11 protein-coding genes are annotated in these 18,750 nt (G+C 52.2%); 8 read left to right on the top strand and 3 right to left on the bottom strand.

Annotation, left to right across the window (positions count from 1 at the left end):
- Positions 1-184: 184 nt before the first annotated feature.
- The 5 genes from asnB (at position 185) to AB1611_08935 (ending at position 8,488) form a co-directional block, all read left to right on the top strand.
- On the top strand, positions 185-2,077 hold the full coding sequence (gene asnB / locus AB1611_08955) for an asparagine synthase (glutamine-hydrolyzing) (GenBank protein ID MEW6379723.1): 1,893 nt from the start codon (positions 185-187) through the stop codon (positions 2,075-2,077).
- A gap of 106 nt (positions 2,078-2,183) precedes the next feature.
- Positions 2,184-3,377 carry a glycosyltransferase gene (locus AB1611_08950; GenBank protein ID MEW6379722.1) on the top strand — a complete coding sequence of 398 codons (1,194 nt, stop codon included), beginning with the start codon at positions 2,184-2,186 and terminating at the stop codon, positions 3,375-3,377.
- Positions 3,378-3,536: 159 nt separating this feature from the next.
- Positions 3,537-4,934, top strand: coding sequence for a hypothetical protein (locus AB1611_08945; GenBank protein MEW6379721.1), 1,398 nt, complete (start codon positions 3,537-3,539; stop codon positions 4,932-4,934).
- Between the two features lie 215 nt (positions 4,935-5,149).
- Positions 5,150-7,261, top strand: a complete 2,112-nt coding sequence (locus AB1611_08940; protein ID MEW6379720.1) for an NAD-dependent epimerase/dehydratase family protein — start codon at positions 5,150-5,152, stop codon at positions 7,259-7,261.
- Positions 7,262-7,288: 27 nt separating this feature from the next.
- Entirely contained in the window at positions 7,289-8,488 is a 1,200-nt protein-coding gene (locus tag AB1611_08935; protein MEW6379719.1) for a glycosyltransferase family 2 protein, read from the top strand.
- A 146-nt stretch (positions 8,489-8,634) separates the two neighbouring features.
- Here the strand turns inward: AB1611_08935 and AB1611_08930 are convergent, their stop codons facing one another.
- Positions 8,635-9,267: a hypothetical protein gene (locus tag AB1611_08930; GenBank protein ID MEW6379718.1), complete on the bottom strand. Its 633-nt coding sequence runs from the start codon at positions 9,265-9,267 to the stop codon at positions 8,635-8,637.
- A 938-nt stretch (positions 9,268-10,205) separates the two neighbouring features.
- Entirely contained in the window at positions 10,206-11,342 is a 1,137-nt protein-coding gene (locus AB1611_08925; GenBank protein MEW6379717.1) for a GNAT family N-acetyltransferase, read from the bottom strand.
- Positions 11,343-11,678: 336 nt separating this feature from the next.
- Here AB1611_08925 and bamA point away from each other — a divergent pair, with 336 nt between their 5' ends.
- The 3 genes from bamA to AB1611_08910 all read left to right on the top strand — a co-directional run bounded on the left by bamA (position 11,679) and on the right by AB1611_08910 (position 18,017).
- Entirely contained in the window at positions 11,679-13,484 is a 1,806-nt protein-coding gene (gene bamA, locus AB1611_08920) for an outer membrane protein assembly factor BamA (protein MEW6379716.1), read from the top strand.
- Positions 13,485-17,357 (top strand): translocation/assembly module TamB domain-containing protein, encoded by a 3,873-nt coding sequence (locus AB1611_08915; protein MEW6379715.1) that lies wholly within the window; start codon positions 13,485-13,487, stop codon positions 17,355-17,357.
- Positions 17,358-17,600: 243 nt separating this feature from the next.
- Complete coding sequence (locus tag AB1611_08910) at positions 17,601-18,017, top strand: TraR/DksA C4-type zinc finger protein (protein ID MEW6379714.1); 417 nt, start codon at positions 17,601-17,603, stop codon at positions 18,015-18,017.
- 143 nt (positions 18,018-18,160) lie between these two features.
- On the opposite strand, the gene AB1611_08905 is transcribed toward AB1611_08910, so the two are convergent.
- The gene (locus AB1611_08905; protein ID MEW6379713.1) at positions 18,161-18,664 is read right to left on the bottom strand and encodes a nitroreductase; all 504 of its coding nucleotides are present in this window, start codon (positions 18,662-18,664) and stop codon (positions 18,161-18,163) included.
- Positions 18,665-18,750: the final 86 nt, after the last annotated feature.

Here is an 18,750-nt window from a genome sequence, read left to right as displayed (position 1 = left end):
TAAGGGACTCTATGAGTTTTATTATTTCTTATGACAATTCCTCCACCCTCACAGAAAAGTCTACTAAATATACCCTACCCGAATATGCTCTATATTAAGAGTGACTGTCAATTGGAAAAGGATAGGCAATAAGACAAGGTATTGGTGATCCATACACATTTTTTTCGAGGCGGGTTGAATTCCTATGTGCGGAATATTTGGTATCTATAATTTCTCTCAGCCGGAGCTTGGAGTTGAATTTCCGGATTTGAAGCTGATGGGCGATGCCATTGCCCATCGGGGTCCGGATGCTGAAGGCTTTTATCTGGACAAAAATCTCGGATTCGGCTCAAGGCGGCTGAGCATTATCGACCGAAGTGGCGGCCAGCAGCCGATAGCCAACGAGGATGGGACCATCAGGGTGGTCTATAATGGCGAGATTTATAATTACCGGCATCTCAGGCAGAGCCTGGAACAAAAAGGGCACCGGTTTTCGACCGGCAGTGATACGGAAGTCCTGGTCCACCTGTATGAAGAATATGGCGAAAAGATGCCTGCTTTTTTGCGGGGCATGTTTGGCTTTGCCCTCTGGGATATCCGCAACCGGAAGCTGCTGCTGGCCCGCGACCGGCTGGGCATCAAACCGCTCTTCTATACCCGGACCGCGGCAGGAATCCTGTTTGGTTCTGAGCTGAAGTCCCTGCTGAAGATCAAAGGGGTTCAGCGCAGGGTGGATCTTGATGCCCTGGATGCCTATTTTACCCTGTCCTATATTCCAGCTCCGCTGACTATTTTCAGCGGAATCCATAAGCTGTGTCCCGGGCATCTCATGACCGTCACTCCCGGAGGAGTGCACATTCGGTCCTACTGGAATCTGGTTATCGCGCCGGATTACGGCAAACCGGAATCATACTTTCTGGAAGGGGTAATGGAGCTGATGGAAGAGTCGGTCCGGATTCACCTGATGAGTGAGGTGCCTCTGGGTGCTTTCTTAAGCGGTGGTGTGGATTCAGGATGCGTGGTGGCCCTCATGGCCAGGAATCTTCCCTCAGCGGTGCGGACCTTCACCATCGGCTTTGGCGGATCAACAGGCGGCTTTGACGACGAGCGCCCTTATGCCCGTATGGTCGCCCGGCACTATGAAGCCTGCCACTACGAGCAGGAAGTCCAGCCCCAGGCCGTTGATGTTCTCCACCGGATTGTGCAGGCCCTTGATGAGCCTCTGGCCGATGATTCAGCCATTCCTTCCTACTATGTGTCCGAGCTGGCCAAGAGCCAGGTGACTGTCGCTCTGTCGGGCTTGGGCGGCGATGAGCTGTTTGGGGGATATGAAAGATACCTCGGATTTCAACTGGGGGACTGGTACGATCATATCCCCCGCTGGATGCGCCAGCGGGTAATTCATCCCCTGGCTATGGGGATTCCTGAGCAGGCCAATGGCAATCCTGCCATCAACCGCCTGAAAAGATTCATCAGAGGATCCGGCCTGCCAGCTTCGTCACGGTATCTGCAATTTATCTCGCTTCTGGCCGCCTCCCAGCGCCATCAGTTATATCATCCCGATATCCGTCGCCAGATCGATCCCTCCCGTATCGAGGCACACCTGAAGGCATTTTTTCATCGGCCCAGGGATATTTCCCCGTTGAACCGGGTTTTTTACCAGGATATCCATACCTACCTGCCAGATGATATTCTGGCCCTTACTGACCGCATCAGCATGGCCCATTCGCTGGAAGTCCGGGTCCCGTTTCTGGATCATAAGCTGCTTGAATTCTGCTTTCGCATACCATCTGAAATGAAGCTGAAGTTTTTCCAGAAAAAGTACCTGCTGAAAAAATGCGGGGCCAGTCTTCTGCCCCCGGCCGTGCTGCGGCATAAAAAACAGGGATTTGTCGGCCCTATAGCCCACTGGCTCCGCTCTGATCTCAAGCCGTATGTCTGCGAGATGCTGAGCCGGGAACGCCTTCGGGAATCAGGTTTTTTTGACCCCGGCGCAGTCCGGAAAATCCTGGATGAGCACTTCTCCCGAAAAGAAACCCACGATAAACTGATCTTTGCCCTCCTGCTCTTCCAGGTCTGGCAGGCGGAATACCTGTAGCCGGAAGCTCAAAAACAAATAAACCAGACCCAGAGAATTTACCCTTTGCTTTGCTCTGTGCCTCCGTGTCTCTGTGGTTTCTTTTATTTTTTCAAAGGGGAATCCCTTGTCATCCAACCCCAATCCAATCACCGTACTCCACCTGGTCCTGAGTCTGGAGACCGGTGGAGCCGAAACTGTCATCACCCGCCTGATAGGAAAGATCAATAGCCGGGTTTTCAGGGTAGTGGTCGTCTGCCTCTCTTCCCGCGGCCCTCTGGCTGATCGAGCTGAGCAGGAGGGAGCCAAAATCATCCTGGCTGATCCGATGATCAAAGGCGCGTCCCTGATCTATCCCTATTCCCTGCTTCGCATCGTTCAAAGGGAAAAAGCGGATATTATCCACAGTCATAGCGGCTGCGGGCCTGTGGCAGCCCTGGTCAGCCGCTGTCTGCGAATCCCTCAGATCCATACCGAGCACGGACGACCCTTTCCTGACCCGCGATGGATGATCGAGCTGGAGCGGTTCTACGCCCGGCAGACCAGGAGAATTGTGGCTGTCTCACCGGTGTTGAAGGGTTATTTGCATAAGGCTTTCCGCTGGCCGGATGAGAAAGTGATGGTTATTGAAAACGGGATCGATACCGGGTATTTTTCTCCCCAGCCAAAACCGGAAGGGCTTTTGCAGGAACTGGGGATAGGGCAGGACCAGACAATCATCGGCAGTGTCGGACGCCTGAGTCAGGTGAAGAACTATCCGGCCCTGCTGCATGCTTTCCGGCAGGTTGCGGCCGTAAATCCCAGGCTGAGACTGCTGATCGTGGGTGAAGGGCCGGAACGGAAAAATCTTGAAGAGATAATCCATAAGAGCGGGCTTTCCGCAACCTGCCGGCTGCTGGGGGAGCGGTTCGACATCCGGGATCTGCTTTCGGTAATGGATATTTTTGTGCTCCCTTCCTGGAGCGAGGGAACCTCGATCTCCCTGCTCGAGGCCATGAGCTGCGCAAAGCCGGTTGTGGCCTCCCGTGTGGGCGGGAATCAGGAAATCGTTCAGTCAGGGCGGACAGGTTTTCTGGTTCCGCCGCACGATACGGGGTCTTTCGCTTCCTCTATCCAGGCCCTTCTGGATGATCCGCCGATGGCCCGCCGGTTTGGTGAATGTGGCCGGAAAACAGTCGTGGAGCGCTATCATCTGGGGCTGATGGTGGAGCGATATGAGCAACTCTATATAAATACAAAAGAAACCACAGAGACACAGAGAAAAGCACAGGTTCACATAATGAGAATTGCCAGGAAAATTAGAGGAGGAAAAATGATCTGACCCTCTTGACAGCATAGGATAAATAGCGTATTATCGGGGCTTATTTTACGTAAGATGTGCTTTCGTTTTGCTTCTTCCATTTCCAATTTATACTCCATAAGAAAAAGCATATCTATTTCATCCAGAGTTTCTTTTTAACATTCAGGAGGTTTTTTTATCATGTCCCGAGAAGTACGCTTTACCTTTTCGCCTGCCGCTTCCAAAGGAAGAACCCTGATCCATGTTTTCCAGCTTACCTTCCTTTTGATAGCAGGACTCCTGACCCCGCTATCAGTTTCAGGAGAGCCGCAAGTCTCGCATATCTCCTTCAGTCATTCGTCAAACGCGGAGACTGCCTATGCGGGAAGCAAGGAGGCCACTGCCCTGCAAAGTGGCGAAATTGCAGACCTGCACGGGACAGGACTGCTCGAGCAGGAAACCAGCCACTGGATTCACTGGGCGGAAGAGCAGGGCAGTTTTGAAGATACCAATGGCTGGATCAGGAATGGCAACTGCTGGCTGCGTGATAACTGGGAATGCTGGGCTGAGACAGCGGAGCAGCGGGATGCGGATGCGATCTTCGATGCTGGCATATCTGTTCTCGGCAATCAGAGCTACCGCAACCGCCTTCAGTATTCCTGGCAGGATTGGATGTATCCGAAGGAAGAGCCGGGCAAGGGAATTTATCACCCGATGACCTGGTGGTCTGCGCCGGATTCTGACCAGTATTTTTATCGCTACTATGTCCGTTACAGCGGACCAATCTTCAAATGGACCAACAACAGTTTCAAGCAATTTTATGTTCACAATCTCTTTAATATGAATGCCTGCATGTGGGATGAAATTCCGGAGGGGATGGGCCCCAGCATGTATGATATCCAGGGAGGTGAGCGCCTGTTTGTCCACCTGGGGAAGCGGATGGAACTTGACCAGTGGTATTGCATCGAGCTGATGGTCAGAAAGGTTGGCGGCGGCCTTGAGCTGAAGTTCTGGCTGGACGGGAAGGAGTGCGAAATTTATGATGAAAATAATAACCTCCTGACCTCTCCCTGGATGAACAGCTATCGTGAATCAGACGGGAGCCTGCGTTTTGGCCCCCTGGAACTGGGGACGATCAATTGCCAGAACTGGACTCAAGACCAATTGCCGATCGATCAGAGCATCTGGTTTGACGGTTTTGCCATGAGTCCCGACCGGCGCATCGGCCCTGCCTCGCTGGTGGAAATCGGTGATCAGCCGGATTACTGGGCAGCCACCAGGGTTACTCAGAAGATAATCTGGATGGGGGATGAGGGCGCAAAATTCCGGACCGACTTACGGGGTCTGGGCACCGGTCCCTTCTACCTGTGGGTAACCAATAACCTCGGCGAGCGGAGCAAACCCTATCTTCTCGGCTCAAACAACATGGAAACAGCTTCTGAGCCGCAGGCCGCGCCGGTTATCACCATCGTCGAGCCGGAAGAGTCCACTGCAGGGGTGCAATCTTCAGCCCTGGAGTCCGATGCAACCCCGGTTTCACCTTCTTCCGTATGGTTAACCAGACGGTTTGATTCCATCGTTTATCAGTACATGAACTGATCAATACGACAACTTAATCGGCTTTTCCACGATTTCCCGACTACACTCTTATTAATGAGCTGCTTCTTGAAGGTAACGGATAGCTGAGCGGGAGCGGTTATGTCGATAAGGTATCGTTGAGAGCAACTTTTAGCATGAAAGGAGCGCTATAAGCGCTCCTTTCATGCATTTTAAGCGCTTACTAACGGTTCTTAACGACAATGAGGGAGATCCGTATGGATATTGCCATCGTGGGTTGCGGAGAGATTTCAACCAAACATATCCAATTTGCTCTCGATTATCCGGGAGCGAGAATTGTCGGCCTGGTAGATGCAAATCGAGAACAGGCCCAAAAGCGGGCCGCCCAATTCCAGATACCTGCCTGTTATGTCAGTCTGTCAGAACTGTTCCTCTATCATAAACCCCAGGTTGTCCATATATTGACCCCTCCTGCCAGCCATCTGCCGGTGGTGCTGGAGTGCATACAAGCGGGATGCAATATCCTGGTTGAAAAACCTGTGGGTTTGAATTATCAGGAAGCCCGGACCATGTTCAAAGCGGCTGAGAAGCAGGGTGTTTCACTCTGTGTGGATCACAATCACTGCTTTGACCCCTGCATGGTCGAGGTCCAGAAGATGGCGGAACGGGGAGACCTCGGCAGCATTATTTACGTAGAAAGCTACTATGGCTGGAATACTGATATCCCGGCAGTCCGCAGCTATCCGAAGGCCAATGAAATTCCCTGGATCCACAATCTCCCCGGCGGAGTGTTTCACGATATTATCACTCATCCGCTGGCCCTTCTCCTGGAATATACCGGTGCGCCCAGGGAAATGAAGGCCATGTCCAGGTCATTGGGAACCCTGCCGCAGGAGCAGCCCGACGAATTGCGAATTCTCTGCAATGGGGCACGGGCACTGGGCACTCTGGCCATCTCCTTCAACGCGAAACCCTTCCTGCATTACCTGAATTTGTTCGGCAGTGAGATGTTCGTGCAGGTGAATTTCGATACCATGACCTTTTATACTCAGCCCAACCGGAAACTGCCTAAAGCCATCACCAAGCCCCTGGCTAATTTCGGGCAGAGCTGGCAGCTTTCGAAAAGGACTGTGGCCAATACTGTTCAATTCCTGCGCGGCAAGTTAAAATCCTATCACGGCATGCGCACGCTCATCCACCGGTTCTATGAGAGTATCCAGCGGGGAAGCCCTCCGCCGGTCAGCAAAGATCAATGCCTGCAGGTAGCCAAAGCAATAGATCAGGTCTGGGATCAGATTGGTACCAGGAAACTGGACTTTTCGCCCATTCTCCCCCAAAAGAGCGCTGTTTCCCTAAAGTCACCACAACTTCCCAGGGTGCTGATTACCGGGGCCTCCGGCTTTCTGGGAACCCATCTGGCCCGGAGGCTGGTCCGGGAAGGATATCCGGTGAGGGCACTGGTCAGAAAGCTCTCTCCCCTTGGGGAATTGCGCAATCTTGGCCTTGAGGTTTTTTTCGGCGACATCCGGGATGAAGACTCCCTGCGTACAGCTATCCGGGGGGTGGAGATGATTGTCCATGCAGCGGCTGACACCACAGGAGGGGCGGTTGATGCAGCCATGGAGACTACGGTCAAAGGTACCCGGAATGTGCTTCGCCTTGCTCAGGAAGAGGCGGTCCGGAAAGTGATTTATATCAGCTCCCTCAGTGTCTATGGTTATACGCGGCTTCCGACATGCCGTCCGATCAGGGAAGATGACGCCCTCGAAGCTGATCCGCAAAACCGTGGAGCTTATACCTACACGAAACTGGAAGCGGAAAAAATCGTCCAGCAGTTCATCCGGGAAACTCGCCTGCCAATAGTCATCCTGCGGCCCGGTACTATTTATGGCCCCGGTGGGCCGGTCCTGACACCCATGATCGGCTATGCCCTGCCGAAAAATGTTATCCTGGCCATTGGCCGCAAAGGGTTTGAGCTTCCCCTGGTTTATATCGACAACCTTCTGGATGCCATTGTACTTTCCCTGGAAAAGGAGAATGCTGCCGGTAAGGTTTATAACATCGTGGACGAGGAGCAGGTTTCAAAGCATGTCTATATCCAGCGGTATCTCCACAAGAAGGGTGTTCATGGACATGTAGTGTATCTGCCCTATCCTCTGGTTTACAGTCTGACCTTTGGCCTGGAGTTTGTAAGCAGAATCATGCATAAGGACCCTTTTTTGACCCGCTACCGGCTGGCAGCTTCCAGTAAAAGCTGCCGCTTTGATATCTCCAGGGCCAGGCAGGATCTGGGGTGGTGCTCCCGCATCCCGGCCCGCGAGGGGCTGGAAAATACTTTGAGCTGGTCAAAAAATGTCTGGGCCAGTTAAAAGAAACACATCGAGGAGAGAGAACCAGTGGCCCTGTCAACTTTTTTCGGTCCGGTTATATGGAAGGCATCTCTTTTTTTGATTCTGTACCCGTATTTCGGATACCCCCTGCTCCTGTTTCTTTTTTCGCGCGGGCGATTACCGAAGAAGGCTCTCGACGGGAATCAGAATACCTGGCCTGCGGTGAGCATCGTCATTTCCGCCTTTAATGAGGAGGAGGCAATAGAAGAGAAAATCCTCAATACCCTGGAGCTGGATTATCCACGGGAAAAGCTGGAAATATGGGTGGCTTCCGACGGTTCGACTGACCGGACAAACGAGCGGGCGGCTCTCTACCAGGATCGGGGAGTAAGGCTGTTTTGGCAAAAGGAGCGGCAGGGGAAAAGCGCTCTGTTGAATCAGGTGGTCCCTCTGACAGCAGGCGGGATACTTGTCTTCACGGACGCCAATGCCTTTTTCGACCGAAAGTCCCTGCAGAATCTGGTTTTGAGCTTTCGGGACGAGCGGATCGGCTTTGTGACCGGACGGACCGAATACATCGTCAGCCCGTGCGGAAATTCTGTTGGGAAAACGAGCGGACTGTACCACCGCTTTGAGCGGTATCTCAAGCGGAAGGAATCGGCTTTGGGCTCCTGTGTCGGAGCCGATGGAGCAATTTTCGCCATTCGAAAAGAATTATATCTTCCCCTGCTCGCGGGCGATCTGAACGATCTGGCTATCCCCTTGCAGGTTGTCCGGCAGGGATACCGGGGGGTGATGGAGGAGTCAGCCCTGGTCCGTGAGTGCGCATCCCTCAAGATGGGAGGAGAGGTCCGGCGGCAGATCCGCATCACCAATAGAACCGTGCGAACCCTGTTCCGGAACCGGAACCTGCTGAATCCTTTCCGTTATCCCGTATTTGCCTGGCAGCTTGTCTCTCATAAGCTTTTACGGCTTTTGGTTCCGTTCCTTATGATCACTCTTTTAATCTCGAACCTGGCGGCACTGGGAAGCGGAAAGGGGTATTTTTTCTTCCTTGTTCTCCAATTGGCCTTCTACAGTCTCGCCTTGATCGGCTCCTGGCTGGGGGGATGGGAGGGGAAACTATCCCTGGTGTGCAGGGTCCCTTATCATTTCGTACTCGTCAACCATGCCATGCTGTGCGGATGGCTCCGGTGCTGTACCCGAAACCATGATGTTCTCTGGACTCCTGACAGGATGGGGAAGGTAAATAACGCAGACAGGTGAGGTTGAAAAAGATCTGAGGGAAAGTCTCTCCTTCGCTGAAAGACTTTCCCTCACGATCATCTGGTAAAACACCCCTTGGGTGAAGGGAATAAGGGATGAAGTGATGAGGTCAACAGGTAATTAATAGAATCCTTTCTCCTTACTGCCTACAGTAAAATCGCACTGGGCGTCAATAATGAGCTTAACGGGGGCGCAGGCGGAGTGGATATAGCCGAGAGGGAAAAACTGGGATAAACCGTCACGTATTCCCAGTTGGCAGCCGGGACTTCCTGCAATATCCACCATGCTGGAGTAGGTGGCAGAATAGAGTAGGTAGGTGGCAAAGTAATGGTTATGGGAAGGCCGGTGATCGAATTCATGAGAATATCCGGCGGCCAAAGATCGATTCCGGTAAAAGGATCATAATACGCCATACCCATAGGAGTATTATAGAGCAGCCAGGGATGCCCCAGAGCGAAATGCCAGGTCAGACCGGGTTGAACCGGCAGTACCGTAGAAGGTGTAAGGCTGGTTACCAGGGGGGTCGGCTGGCCGGTTGCCGGATTGACGGGAGATAGTGCCGGCGACCACAGAGGCCACAGAGTGTTATACGGAGGCATGGCTGCCCAGTTTTGAGTGGTGGGCGTGGTAGTAACAATCGTAGGAGCCGTAGTGGTGACCGGCGTAGTAACAACTGCCGGAGCAACTTGAGCCCAAACTATGGTACTGAGAGCACTCATAACAAATCCGACCAGAAAAACTATTGTGAACGGCAAATAAACATTTTCCTTCTTACACATTGATATTTCCTCCTTTTCATTAACCTTTGTTCGTTTTCTTATTTGAAAATATAAGGTTTTCTTGCCCTGCGGCCGGACAGGGAAATACATAAGGTAATTAAAAATCCGAATAATAAAATGAAGAATTTTAATAACCTAACTTACTTGCAGGAAGCTGTGGAGACAACTGCTGCCTGGACCTCAAAAGGTGAGAATGGTTCATAAGGCAAAAGCAAGGTATCCATCCTCCCTCTCTATTACTTATACACCTACATTTAGTCATGACTTTCGAGTTATAATTAAAGCAATTATCATGCCAATTAGATCGGCATGTGTAATTGATACCTCATGATTATCCTTGTAACTCAATAGGTTAGTTATTCATTTATTAGTAATATAGTCAATCTCTAGGAAAATGCCAAAGACTTTACTCAGGACAATTCTTGGAAAAAAGCCTATCCATAGAGTGACGGATTCTTGAATTTCTCAATTTAGAGACAAATAACTGAGTCAAAGATGTTGCTTTGTGAGACAAACGGGAAAAGAGAATTTGTATTGATACGTTTTCTTGAAAAGAAATTTCCTTAAAATTTTATTACTGGCTGATAAATAAAGCAGTATGCCTGAAGGAGCTTGCAGATTGACGGGATCGTACGGACCGGAAATACATTTTTACGGAGCATCGCTGGTGAGAATGATTCTGCCGGGCCAAGGATGGTGGCAGGCGAATTGGAAGAAAAAGTTCAGCCTGATGAGGCACAGCAATCTTGCCTGCTGTGGTTATCTCAATTTGAGACAAACTGATAAATCAGGCACAAAGGCATAGAGAGACAATGGTACCAGGGACAAAGAAGATAAAAATAAATGCTGAGCAATTAAGCAGCAAACAGGCAAGGTAACTTTGTGCCTCTGTGCCTTTACCCATTTGTGCCTGAGCAGTTACGGGAAAAGAGCGGATCTCAGCTATCATGGTGAGTCTGTATCGAGTGGTATATTCTTTTTAATGGCCCGGAGAGCCGGATTTTCGCCTTTCGAAAGTAATAAATCATTTGGGGGAAGAGTTTTCGATTATAGAGCCGGAAAGTAGTCACCGGCCGATTGAGCGAACCCCAGCGGTATTTATATTCTTCCTCCCCCCGCAGGAAATCATATTCCAAAAATCCCGCTTCGATGGCCTCCCTGATAGTCTGGGCAAAAAGCAGTGTTCCGGGGCGAAAATGTGCGTATTCCGGAAGGAATCCTGCCTGGTAATACCAGACCTTTTTTCCGTACCGGAAATTGAAAATGATAGCTGCAATCTGTTGATCTCTTTGAATGAGTGAACAGGATAGCCAGCCCCTCCGGTGCAGGTGCTCGGCAACGTCCAGCAGAAATCGATGAAAGGAGGAGATTTTCAGGGTGGAGTCGATCCCCTTGCGCTCCATCCGCTGCCCGTTCAGTGTGCGCAGGGTATTGACCAGCAGGGGAACAGGAAAGATATCCTGGGCATTTGAAAGGTATCTCATTTCAGTCTGTTGTTCGAATTTTCGCAGTGAAGTGCGAATTTGTTGTCGAAAATTGCGGCTGAGCCGGACCAGAAACTGGTCCCAATCAGAAGGAAGCCTGATATAAGGACACCTGAAAGCCTCTTCCAATTCGGCTGAATAGGATCGATTCAACATCCGGTACAGCCGATATATCTCCGAATTGCCCCATGAGAGGGGATTCAGAACAATCCGGTCCCAGAGGGGTGAGCGCTCCTTGAGAAACTCACCGAACCGCTGGTACACCTCGGTATCATATCCCGGAGCAATAATCAGGTCGAGAAATTCTGAGCAGGCTGGTCCATCGCTTCCGAGGAATCTCAGGGTCCGCATCCGTATGCCACCTCGTACTTCCTCCTCGTGAAACAGAGGAGCTATGCCCTGCAGCTCCCCCTTCTCCCGAAACAATATCAAAAACAGCTTTCTGTTCTGCTGATAGTGGACCCACCAGGTAAACAGCCATTCCCAGGTTAAAAAAATACTGGAAGAAGCACATCTTTCCAGGATTGTATCCCACGCGGGCCGTAAATCCTGAAATGCCTGTTCAGTCTGGACAAGCTCAACAGAAACCATCTCTTCTACACTCCGAACGGGTGGATAAATTTTTGCAGGAGTCAGGAGTCAGAATTCAGGAGAAAAGAAAGCCTTTATTCTGACCCCTGCCTTCTCTTCACTGACCACTGGCCACTGATCACTCTCTCCTGACTCCTGACTCCTGACTTCTGACTCCTGAATTCTCATTACTATCGACCGATTCTCTTTTTAGCTCTTACCTGGAGGGGGTATTGAAGATTTTATGGAATTATTGGTGATTTTATTGATTAACCGTATTATAATTCGACAGCTATGGATGAATTCCCCTCGGATTTTGGAAAACGAATGCCGGTTTTCCCGTTGGTGAACCTGGCTATGATACTGATTGGGGCCGCCCTCTGGTTAGGCTTGAGTGCTCCGGCCCGTGCTCAGGGGAGCAGTCAGAACAGGCGGAGTCTGGTGCGAAAGATCCGGCTGGTGGGAGTAAAGAGAGTCTCCGGGAGTAAGGTCCGCCAGCAAATGACGGGCCTTCGGCCCCCTCCGTTCTGGAAGTTCTGGCAGGAAGGCAAGGAATATACCGCCGAAAAACTGGACAGCGACCTGGAACAGGTTCAGCAGCTTTACCACCAGGAGGGGTATTATCAGGTCAGGATCAGTCCGGAGATAACGGAAGAAGAAGATGGGGCTTTAACAATAACCCTGTATGTCAGCGAGGGGCCTGCAGTGACCATTCAGGAAGTCACCTTTGAAATTCGGGATGGGCAGACATCCGAATGGGAAGAGAGGTTTCGGCGGATTATATCCCTTCAGCGGGGAAAAATATTCCGGGTCAGGGATTATGAGCAGTCCAAGACCAATATCCTGGAATATCTGGCCAATTCCGGTTACCCAAGAGCCCGGTTGTCGGGCAGGGTCCTGATCTATGAGAAGGATAACAGTGCGGTCATTCGTCTGCCGGTTGAGCTGGGGCCCTTGAGCCGGTTTGGCAGGATACAGGTCACGGGATATAAAAATATCTCACTTCCCAATATCATGCGCGAGGTGACCTTTGCCGAAGGGGAGCCCTTTTCCATGAACAGGGTTTTTCAAACCCAGTCGAGAATTAACGGCCTTGGCTTCTTTCGCTCTGTCCTGGTGAACCCGGTGAATCTTCAGGAGGGAACCGGGCCGATAGATGTTCATATCCTCCTTCAGGAGCGAAAGCCCCGGACCGTGGAGGTCGGACTTGGGTATGGAACGGAAGATCGGCTGCGCCTCAGAATATCGGGGACCTACCGCAATATTTTCGGGGGCTTGCGGGAGCTTGGGCTATCCCTGAGCCTGTCTTCTCTGGCCGAAGAGGAGGCCCTGACTTTCAGGCAGCCGTACTTTCCCGACTCCGCATCCACCTCCCGGTGGACTCTGTTCAGGCGGAAAGAAATGTTTACTTCTTTTGACGTCAGCAATATCTCGAACGAGTTACGGGTTGAGCGGGGCATCGGTTCCGCATTGTCGGTCTTTCTGGCTCACCGCCTGGATTCGTCTGCCATCAGCGGTCTGTCGGAGGAGGCCAAAAAGGATCAGGAGAGGGTATACTTCCTTTCCTATTTTCAAACCGGCTTCAAATGGAATACCACCGACTCTCCTCTGGATCCGACCAGCGGGGAACAGGCTTCTTTTTTTATCGAACCATCCCTGCAAGGCATCGGCTCCGAGGTATCCTATGTGAAGGGAACCGCGGAGTATAAGCGCTACTATCGTCTCCTGGCCGGGCCGATACTTGCAGGACGGCTGCTCATGGGAACAATTCAGCCCTACGGCCTGAACCAGCGGGGAGTGCCGATCATGAAGCGGTTTTTTTCCGGTGGAACCATGAGTGTCCGCGGATATGATTACCAGAAGCTGGGCCCTCTTTCCGAGAACCAGGAGCCGGTTGGCGGAAATTCCCTGGTTGAGGGAGGTATGGAGCTTCGGTTTCCCCTGTTCGGCAAGCTGTGGGGAGTGACATTTGTGGATTTCGGCAATGTTTTTCCTAATTCGATGCAGTTTGACTTTAACGATTTGCACTATTCTACGGGTGCGGGAATTCGATACAAGACCATCATTGGCCCTCTGCGGCTGGATTATGGTTATATTCTCAATCCGCAAAAAGAGATACCTGTCCGCTACCGCTTTCACCTCAGTATTGGTCAGGCTTTTTAAATGAGCGCTAAATCGGTCATTCGAAGTCTGGCTATCCTGTTAGGCTCCTGTGCGCTGGTGCTTGGGAGCGTGCTGGTTATTCTGGCCCTGGTGACCCAAACCGCCTCGTTCCGGAACTGGCTGAGCGGGGTTCTGGCCCGAAATGCCCGGGAGAAGTTTGGGCTGGCCTTATCCGTGAGGAGAATCGGAGGAAACCTTGTTACCGGCCTGGTTCTGGAGGAGGTGGAGCTGCGAGACCCGAAAGGTGAGCACCTGAGTCTGGGAGAAATGAAAGTCCGCTTCTCTCCGCTCGCTCTTCTGACCCGGCAGATGACCTTTCCCCGGGTAGCGCTCTCAAGGCTGCACCTGACCATAATCCGTACCGAAGAGGGAGGTATCCGCGTGCTTCCCCTGCCGGGCCGCCCCTCTCCTCCATCGCCGACCGGCGCGGGATTTCCTCTCCTGGATTTTCGGATCCAGCGGCTCCTTATCCAGGATGGATATGTGACTTTCCGGGATTACTTTCAGAAGAAATCGCCGATCGAGATATCCGGCCAGGGCATTCAGGCAGACCTTTCCCTTGGCCTGTATCTCCGGCCTGGAGCAGGGGACTGGGACGCCAGGGTCCGGAATCTTTCCTTTCGGGTCAGTCCCTGGCAACTGGCGGTCAACAAGGTCCGGGGTGATGTTTCCTCCCGGCAGGGAGTCCTTGACATCAGCGGCCTGGAGGTTATGAGCGCTCCGGCACAGATCTGGCTGCAGGGCAGGGTGAATCTGGCAGCAGGTCAGCGGGATGTGCCCTTTTTCGATCTGCGGGGCAGGCTCTCCAGGATATCTCTTCCGGAATTGGAGGCTATCTTGGCCAGAGGCGGCGTGCCGGGCCAATTTCCCCCCGCCCTCCTGCGTCTTTCCGACCTGGAAGGGGAGGGCAGAGTCCGGGGAACTTTGAGCGATCTCGATTATTCCTTTCTCCTCTCCTTTGAGGCGGACAGGCAAAAAGGGCAGTGGCAGTCCGGCGGCAACCTGGACCTTTCCGATCCCGGATTTCCCCGCTACCGTCTGCGCACCGGCATCCGGAGATTTCCGGTATCCTGGTGGCTGCCCGAAAAAAAACGGTCCGCCTTTTCCCGGTATCTCGATCTGCATGCCCGAATCAGGGGAGAGGGCATCCGGCCGGATGAGATTTCAGCGGAAATTGAAGCTGATATTTCTCCCTTTACCCTGTTTGGGCAATCCGTTACGGCAGCAGGGTTTTCAGCCCAGTTGGATGGGCGAAAGTTACGGCTGGCGAACCTGGAAGTGAATGGCCCTGCGGGCAGGGTCAGACTGGAGGGGGAGGCAGACCTGCGGCCTCCTTTTCTGTACCGGGCGGATATTTCTTTCCAGCAGGTGAACCTTGCGCGGATACAGGGGCTGCCCGCCCGCCTGGTCCGGGAATCACGGCTGGCCGGGGATGCAATGCTCCAGGGAAGCGTGGGAACGGGATTTCCCAAAAATTTTCAGGCTGCCGGATCGGTGCGTCTTTTCCCCTCCTGGATTGAAAACAGGTTTGTGGACAATCTTACGCTTCAGGGGGATTTTGCAGCCGGGACCGTGCACCTGAGCCAGGGAAAAATCACCGCCGATGGTTTAGCCCTCACCCTGCGCGGCACAGCCTCCCGGCAGAAGCTGCATCTGATCTGGAACCTGTCGGAGCTGGATTTCTCACGGGCGGGAATTGACCGGCTGGCTGACCTTTCCGCAGGTGTGGTCAGCGGCCACGGGAAAATCACCGGGAGCTGGCAACAGCCTGAGCTTGCGGGGGAATTTACTGGCCGCGATATAACCTATCGGGGCTATCATGCTTCGAATATTGCGCTCAAGGGCAGGGCAGGGGGAGGGCGTTCATTTCAGGCCCTGAATTTCGATGCCCGGATCCAGGCGGCCTCCCTCTGGCACGAGCAGCAAAAATTTCAGGATTCTCTGAGCATCCAGGCCAGGAAAGAGGGGCCAAAGATCACCTGGCAGGTCAGGGGAACCCGGCAAGTCAACCGGGTCTACCAGGCCCGGGGGGTTGCGGATATCCTTCAGCCCTTCCAGGTATCGGTCAGAGTGGATGAGGCTTCATTCCCCCTGGAAGAATCGATCTGGCGAAACATCGAGCCGATCCGGGTGGAACTGGATGCCGATAAAAATGTGCGCATTCTCTCTCTCCGGCTGGGATCGGGGCAGAGGTATTTCGCTGCCCAGGGAGAAATCAGACGGACCGGTCAACAGAAAATGCAGATTCAGGTATCCGGCTTCCCCGTGCAGGAGATCGGGAAATGGACGGGAAGGACCGCTTCTTCACTCGGATCTCTTTCCGGTACCCTGGAGGGAGAGGTGAACCTTGCGGGAACGAGAATCTCGCCCGAAATGAGCGGGAAACTCGAGGTCATCAAAGGGCGATGGTCCACCTTCTCCTTTAACCGGCTGCACCAGGAATTCACCTACAGCCAAAAAAAACTGAATATCACCGCCAGCCTGGCTCAGGCGGAAAAAGAGATCCTGCACCTTGAAGGCATGGTGCCGGTGGACCTTTCTTTCCGCTCAGTCCCTGACCGCTGGTCCAGATCAGGATTGGAGCTGAGGATACGGCTTCAGGAGGTTGACCTCTCGGTGATTCCTTCATTCCTGCCTGCCCTCGCCGAGGTGAAGGGAGCCGTCTCCGGGACAGGATCGATGACCGGCAGTCTCCGGGACCCCCGGTTTGAAGGAAGTGTGGGATTTGTCAGGACCTCATTTCGAATCAAGCCGCTCCTTCAGGTCTTTCAGGTCAGGAGCGCCCTGATCAGGGGAAACAGCCAGCGTATTACCTTCGAGGATGTGGACCTTGCTGGAAAGTCCGGTGCAGGAAGACTTTCCGCCGCTGTGGAGTTATCCGGATTTACGGTCAGGAGCATTACGGCCAGGATCAGAGCGGATAAGTGGAAAATACTCTACTCCCGCACCACTTATTTTGTTTTCAATGGGGAGCTTTCAGCTCAGGGAAACTTGTCCCGCATTGCCGTGGCGGGCAGAATGTCTATCCCGGAGGGGAAGGCCAGGCTGAGTGATTTTGCCTTCGGTAAAAAAAGCTCTTCAGAAATTCAGGTGATACGGGGGAAAGAGGATGAGATGAAGCTGGTGGAAAAAAAAGCGGCTTTTTTCAAACCCAATGTATCCATGTCCGTAACCGTGAGCATCCCCCGGAATTTTTGGGTCAGCGGTGAACAAACCAATATCGAGCTCAAGGGAGAACTTGGCATCCATAAGACCTTCGGCCAGGATCCGGCCATTGCGGGGAGTATCGAAAGCATACGGGGAACCTATGAATTTTACGGCAAGGAATTTACTATCCGCAGGGCGAACATTCAGTTTCAGGGACTGCCGGAAATCAATCCCCTGATCGATATGGAAACCGTTTACCGGGTGGGGGAGACGAATATCTACATCCTGATTTCAGGAACCCGCAAAGCTCCGGTCGTCAGATTGCAGAGTGATGACCCGACATTGTCGCAGGATCAAATAATTTCGCTCCTGGTTTTCGGCCAGCAGCTCGAAAACCTGAATCAAAGGGAGGCCGCCAGCTTGCAGGGTGAGGCCTTTGCCCTGCTGGGAAGGGTAGTGGCCACCCAGGTGCTGGGAATATTCGGCGAGAAATTGCCGGTCGATACCGTGCAGATCCGGGCCTCAAAGGAGGGGATCAGCACTCTTGAAGTGGGAAAATATCTGACCAGGAATGTCTTCGTCTCTTTCGGCAAGGAGTTCGGCCAGGAGAAAGGAGCCGAGCAGGTCGTTGTGGAATATTACCTGTACAGCAATCTCACCCTGGAGGCCGAGATTCGCAATGACCAGAATTCCAGCGTGGATCTGATCTGGAAGAAGGATTTTTAATGGTGAAAAATATTCGATGTCTGCTCCGCTCCATGCCGATTCTCTTAGAGAGACAGTAAGCCTGGAAACAAAAAACGTACATGAAAATAAAGGTTTTATCCCATATCTGCCGATTGAAAAGGGCTCGGAAGACAAAAACAGGAAATTGGGGAACAGGAAATTGGGGAGAGAACGGCACGTGGAGCGGAATCCTTCAGAAGAGGGATATTTAACCTTTAACATTTATCTAAGGAACGTAAGCTTATGCAAATTAAGAGAAAGCTGACTGAACGGGAACAAAGACTTCTGCAAATATTGATTAACGAGAGAAACAAGGGCATTAAGGAGATCTCGCATCTGGCCAACACAGATATCCATGACATTAAAACCATCATTGATTCTGCCGTTGATGAGCTGGATCTCTCTTTTTTAAACCAAAATAAAGAAATAGACTGTACACTGATCAGCAATTACAACGAAAAGCTCAAAAATATCGAAAATGCCATCGACCGCCTGGCCGAGGGGAATTACGGAGCCTGCCAGAAGTGCGGCCAGCCGATTCCTGAAAAGAGACTGGAAGCCTTGCCGTTTGCCTTGTACTGCGTGAGCTGTCAAAAGAAGAAAGAGGACAAAAATAAAGAGGCAGCCCAAAGAGCTTTCTCGGTGGAAGAGAGGGCATGAGGGCCTGAGCAGGGAAGAAAGTGGTTAGTGGTCAGTGGCCAGTGGTCAGTGATCAGTGAAGAGGAGTCAGGAGTCAGAATTCAGACATCACTCTTGGCTGAAGCTCCGCAAACAACGCAAATCGGAAAGCCGGGGTGAATACTTTATAGCTCCTTCAGTAAGACATCCTCCAGCTCCAGACGCTCGGACTCCTGATTTTGATCATCCGGATAGCCAACGGCCACAACTGCCATAAGTTCCAAATTATCGGGTAAGGCCAGCAGTGTTCTCACCTCGGAGCTGCTCTTCAGTATTTCTCCGAGCCAGACAGCTCCCAGTCCCAGGGCATGGGCCGAAAGCAGCATATTTTGCAGACATGCGCCTATGGCCTGATAATCCTTGACTTCATGATACATTGCCTTCCGGTCGATAAAAACAGCGATGCAGGCTGAGGCTGCCTCGATAATCCTGCTGTAGCGGGTAAGCTGAGCCAACCGGCAGCGCCAGCCCTGATCCTGAACAATCACAAAGCGCCAGGGTTGATTGTTGAGGCCGGATGGAGCCCAGGTCCCGGCTTTAATGATCTCAAGCAAAAGCGCCCGGTCAACCGGCTGGCCGGTATAGCTGCGGATGCTTCTTCGGCTGTGTATTCCATCAAGCAAGTCCATGGCAATAATTACCTCACGAAAACGGTCGTTGACCCCCAGAACGCGCTACGCATCAACTTTAAAAATGAGAACAAATTTACCGTGGC

Source organism: bacterium, from assembly GCA_040755755.1.
Lineage (GTDB): Bacteria > SZUA-182 > SZUA-182 > DTGQ01 > DTGQ01 > DTGQ01.
The sequence above is the reverse complement of the archived record's forward strand: the minus strand, read 5'-3'. Positions and strand labels throughout refer to the sequence as shown.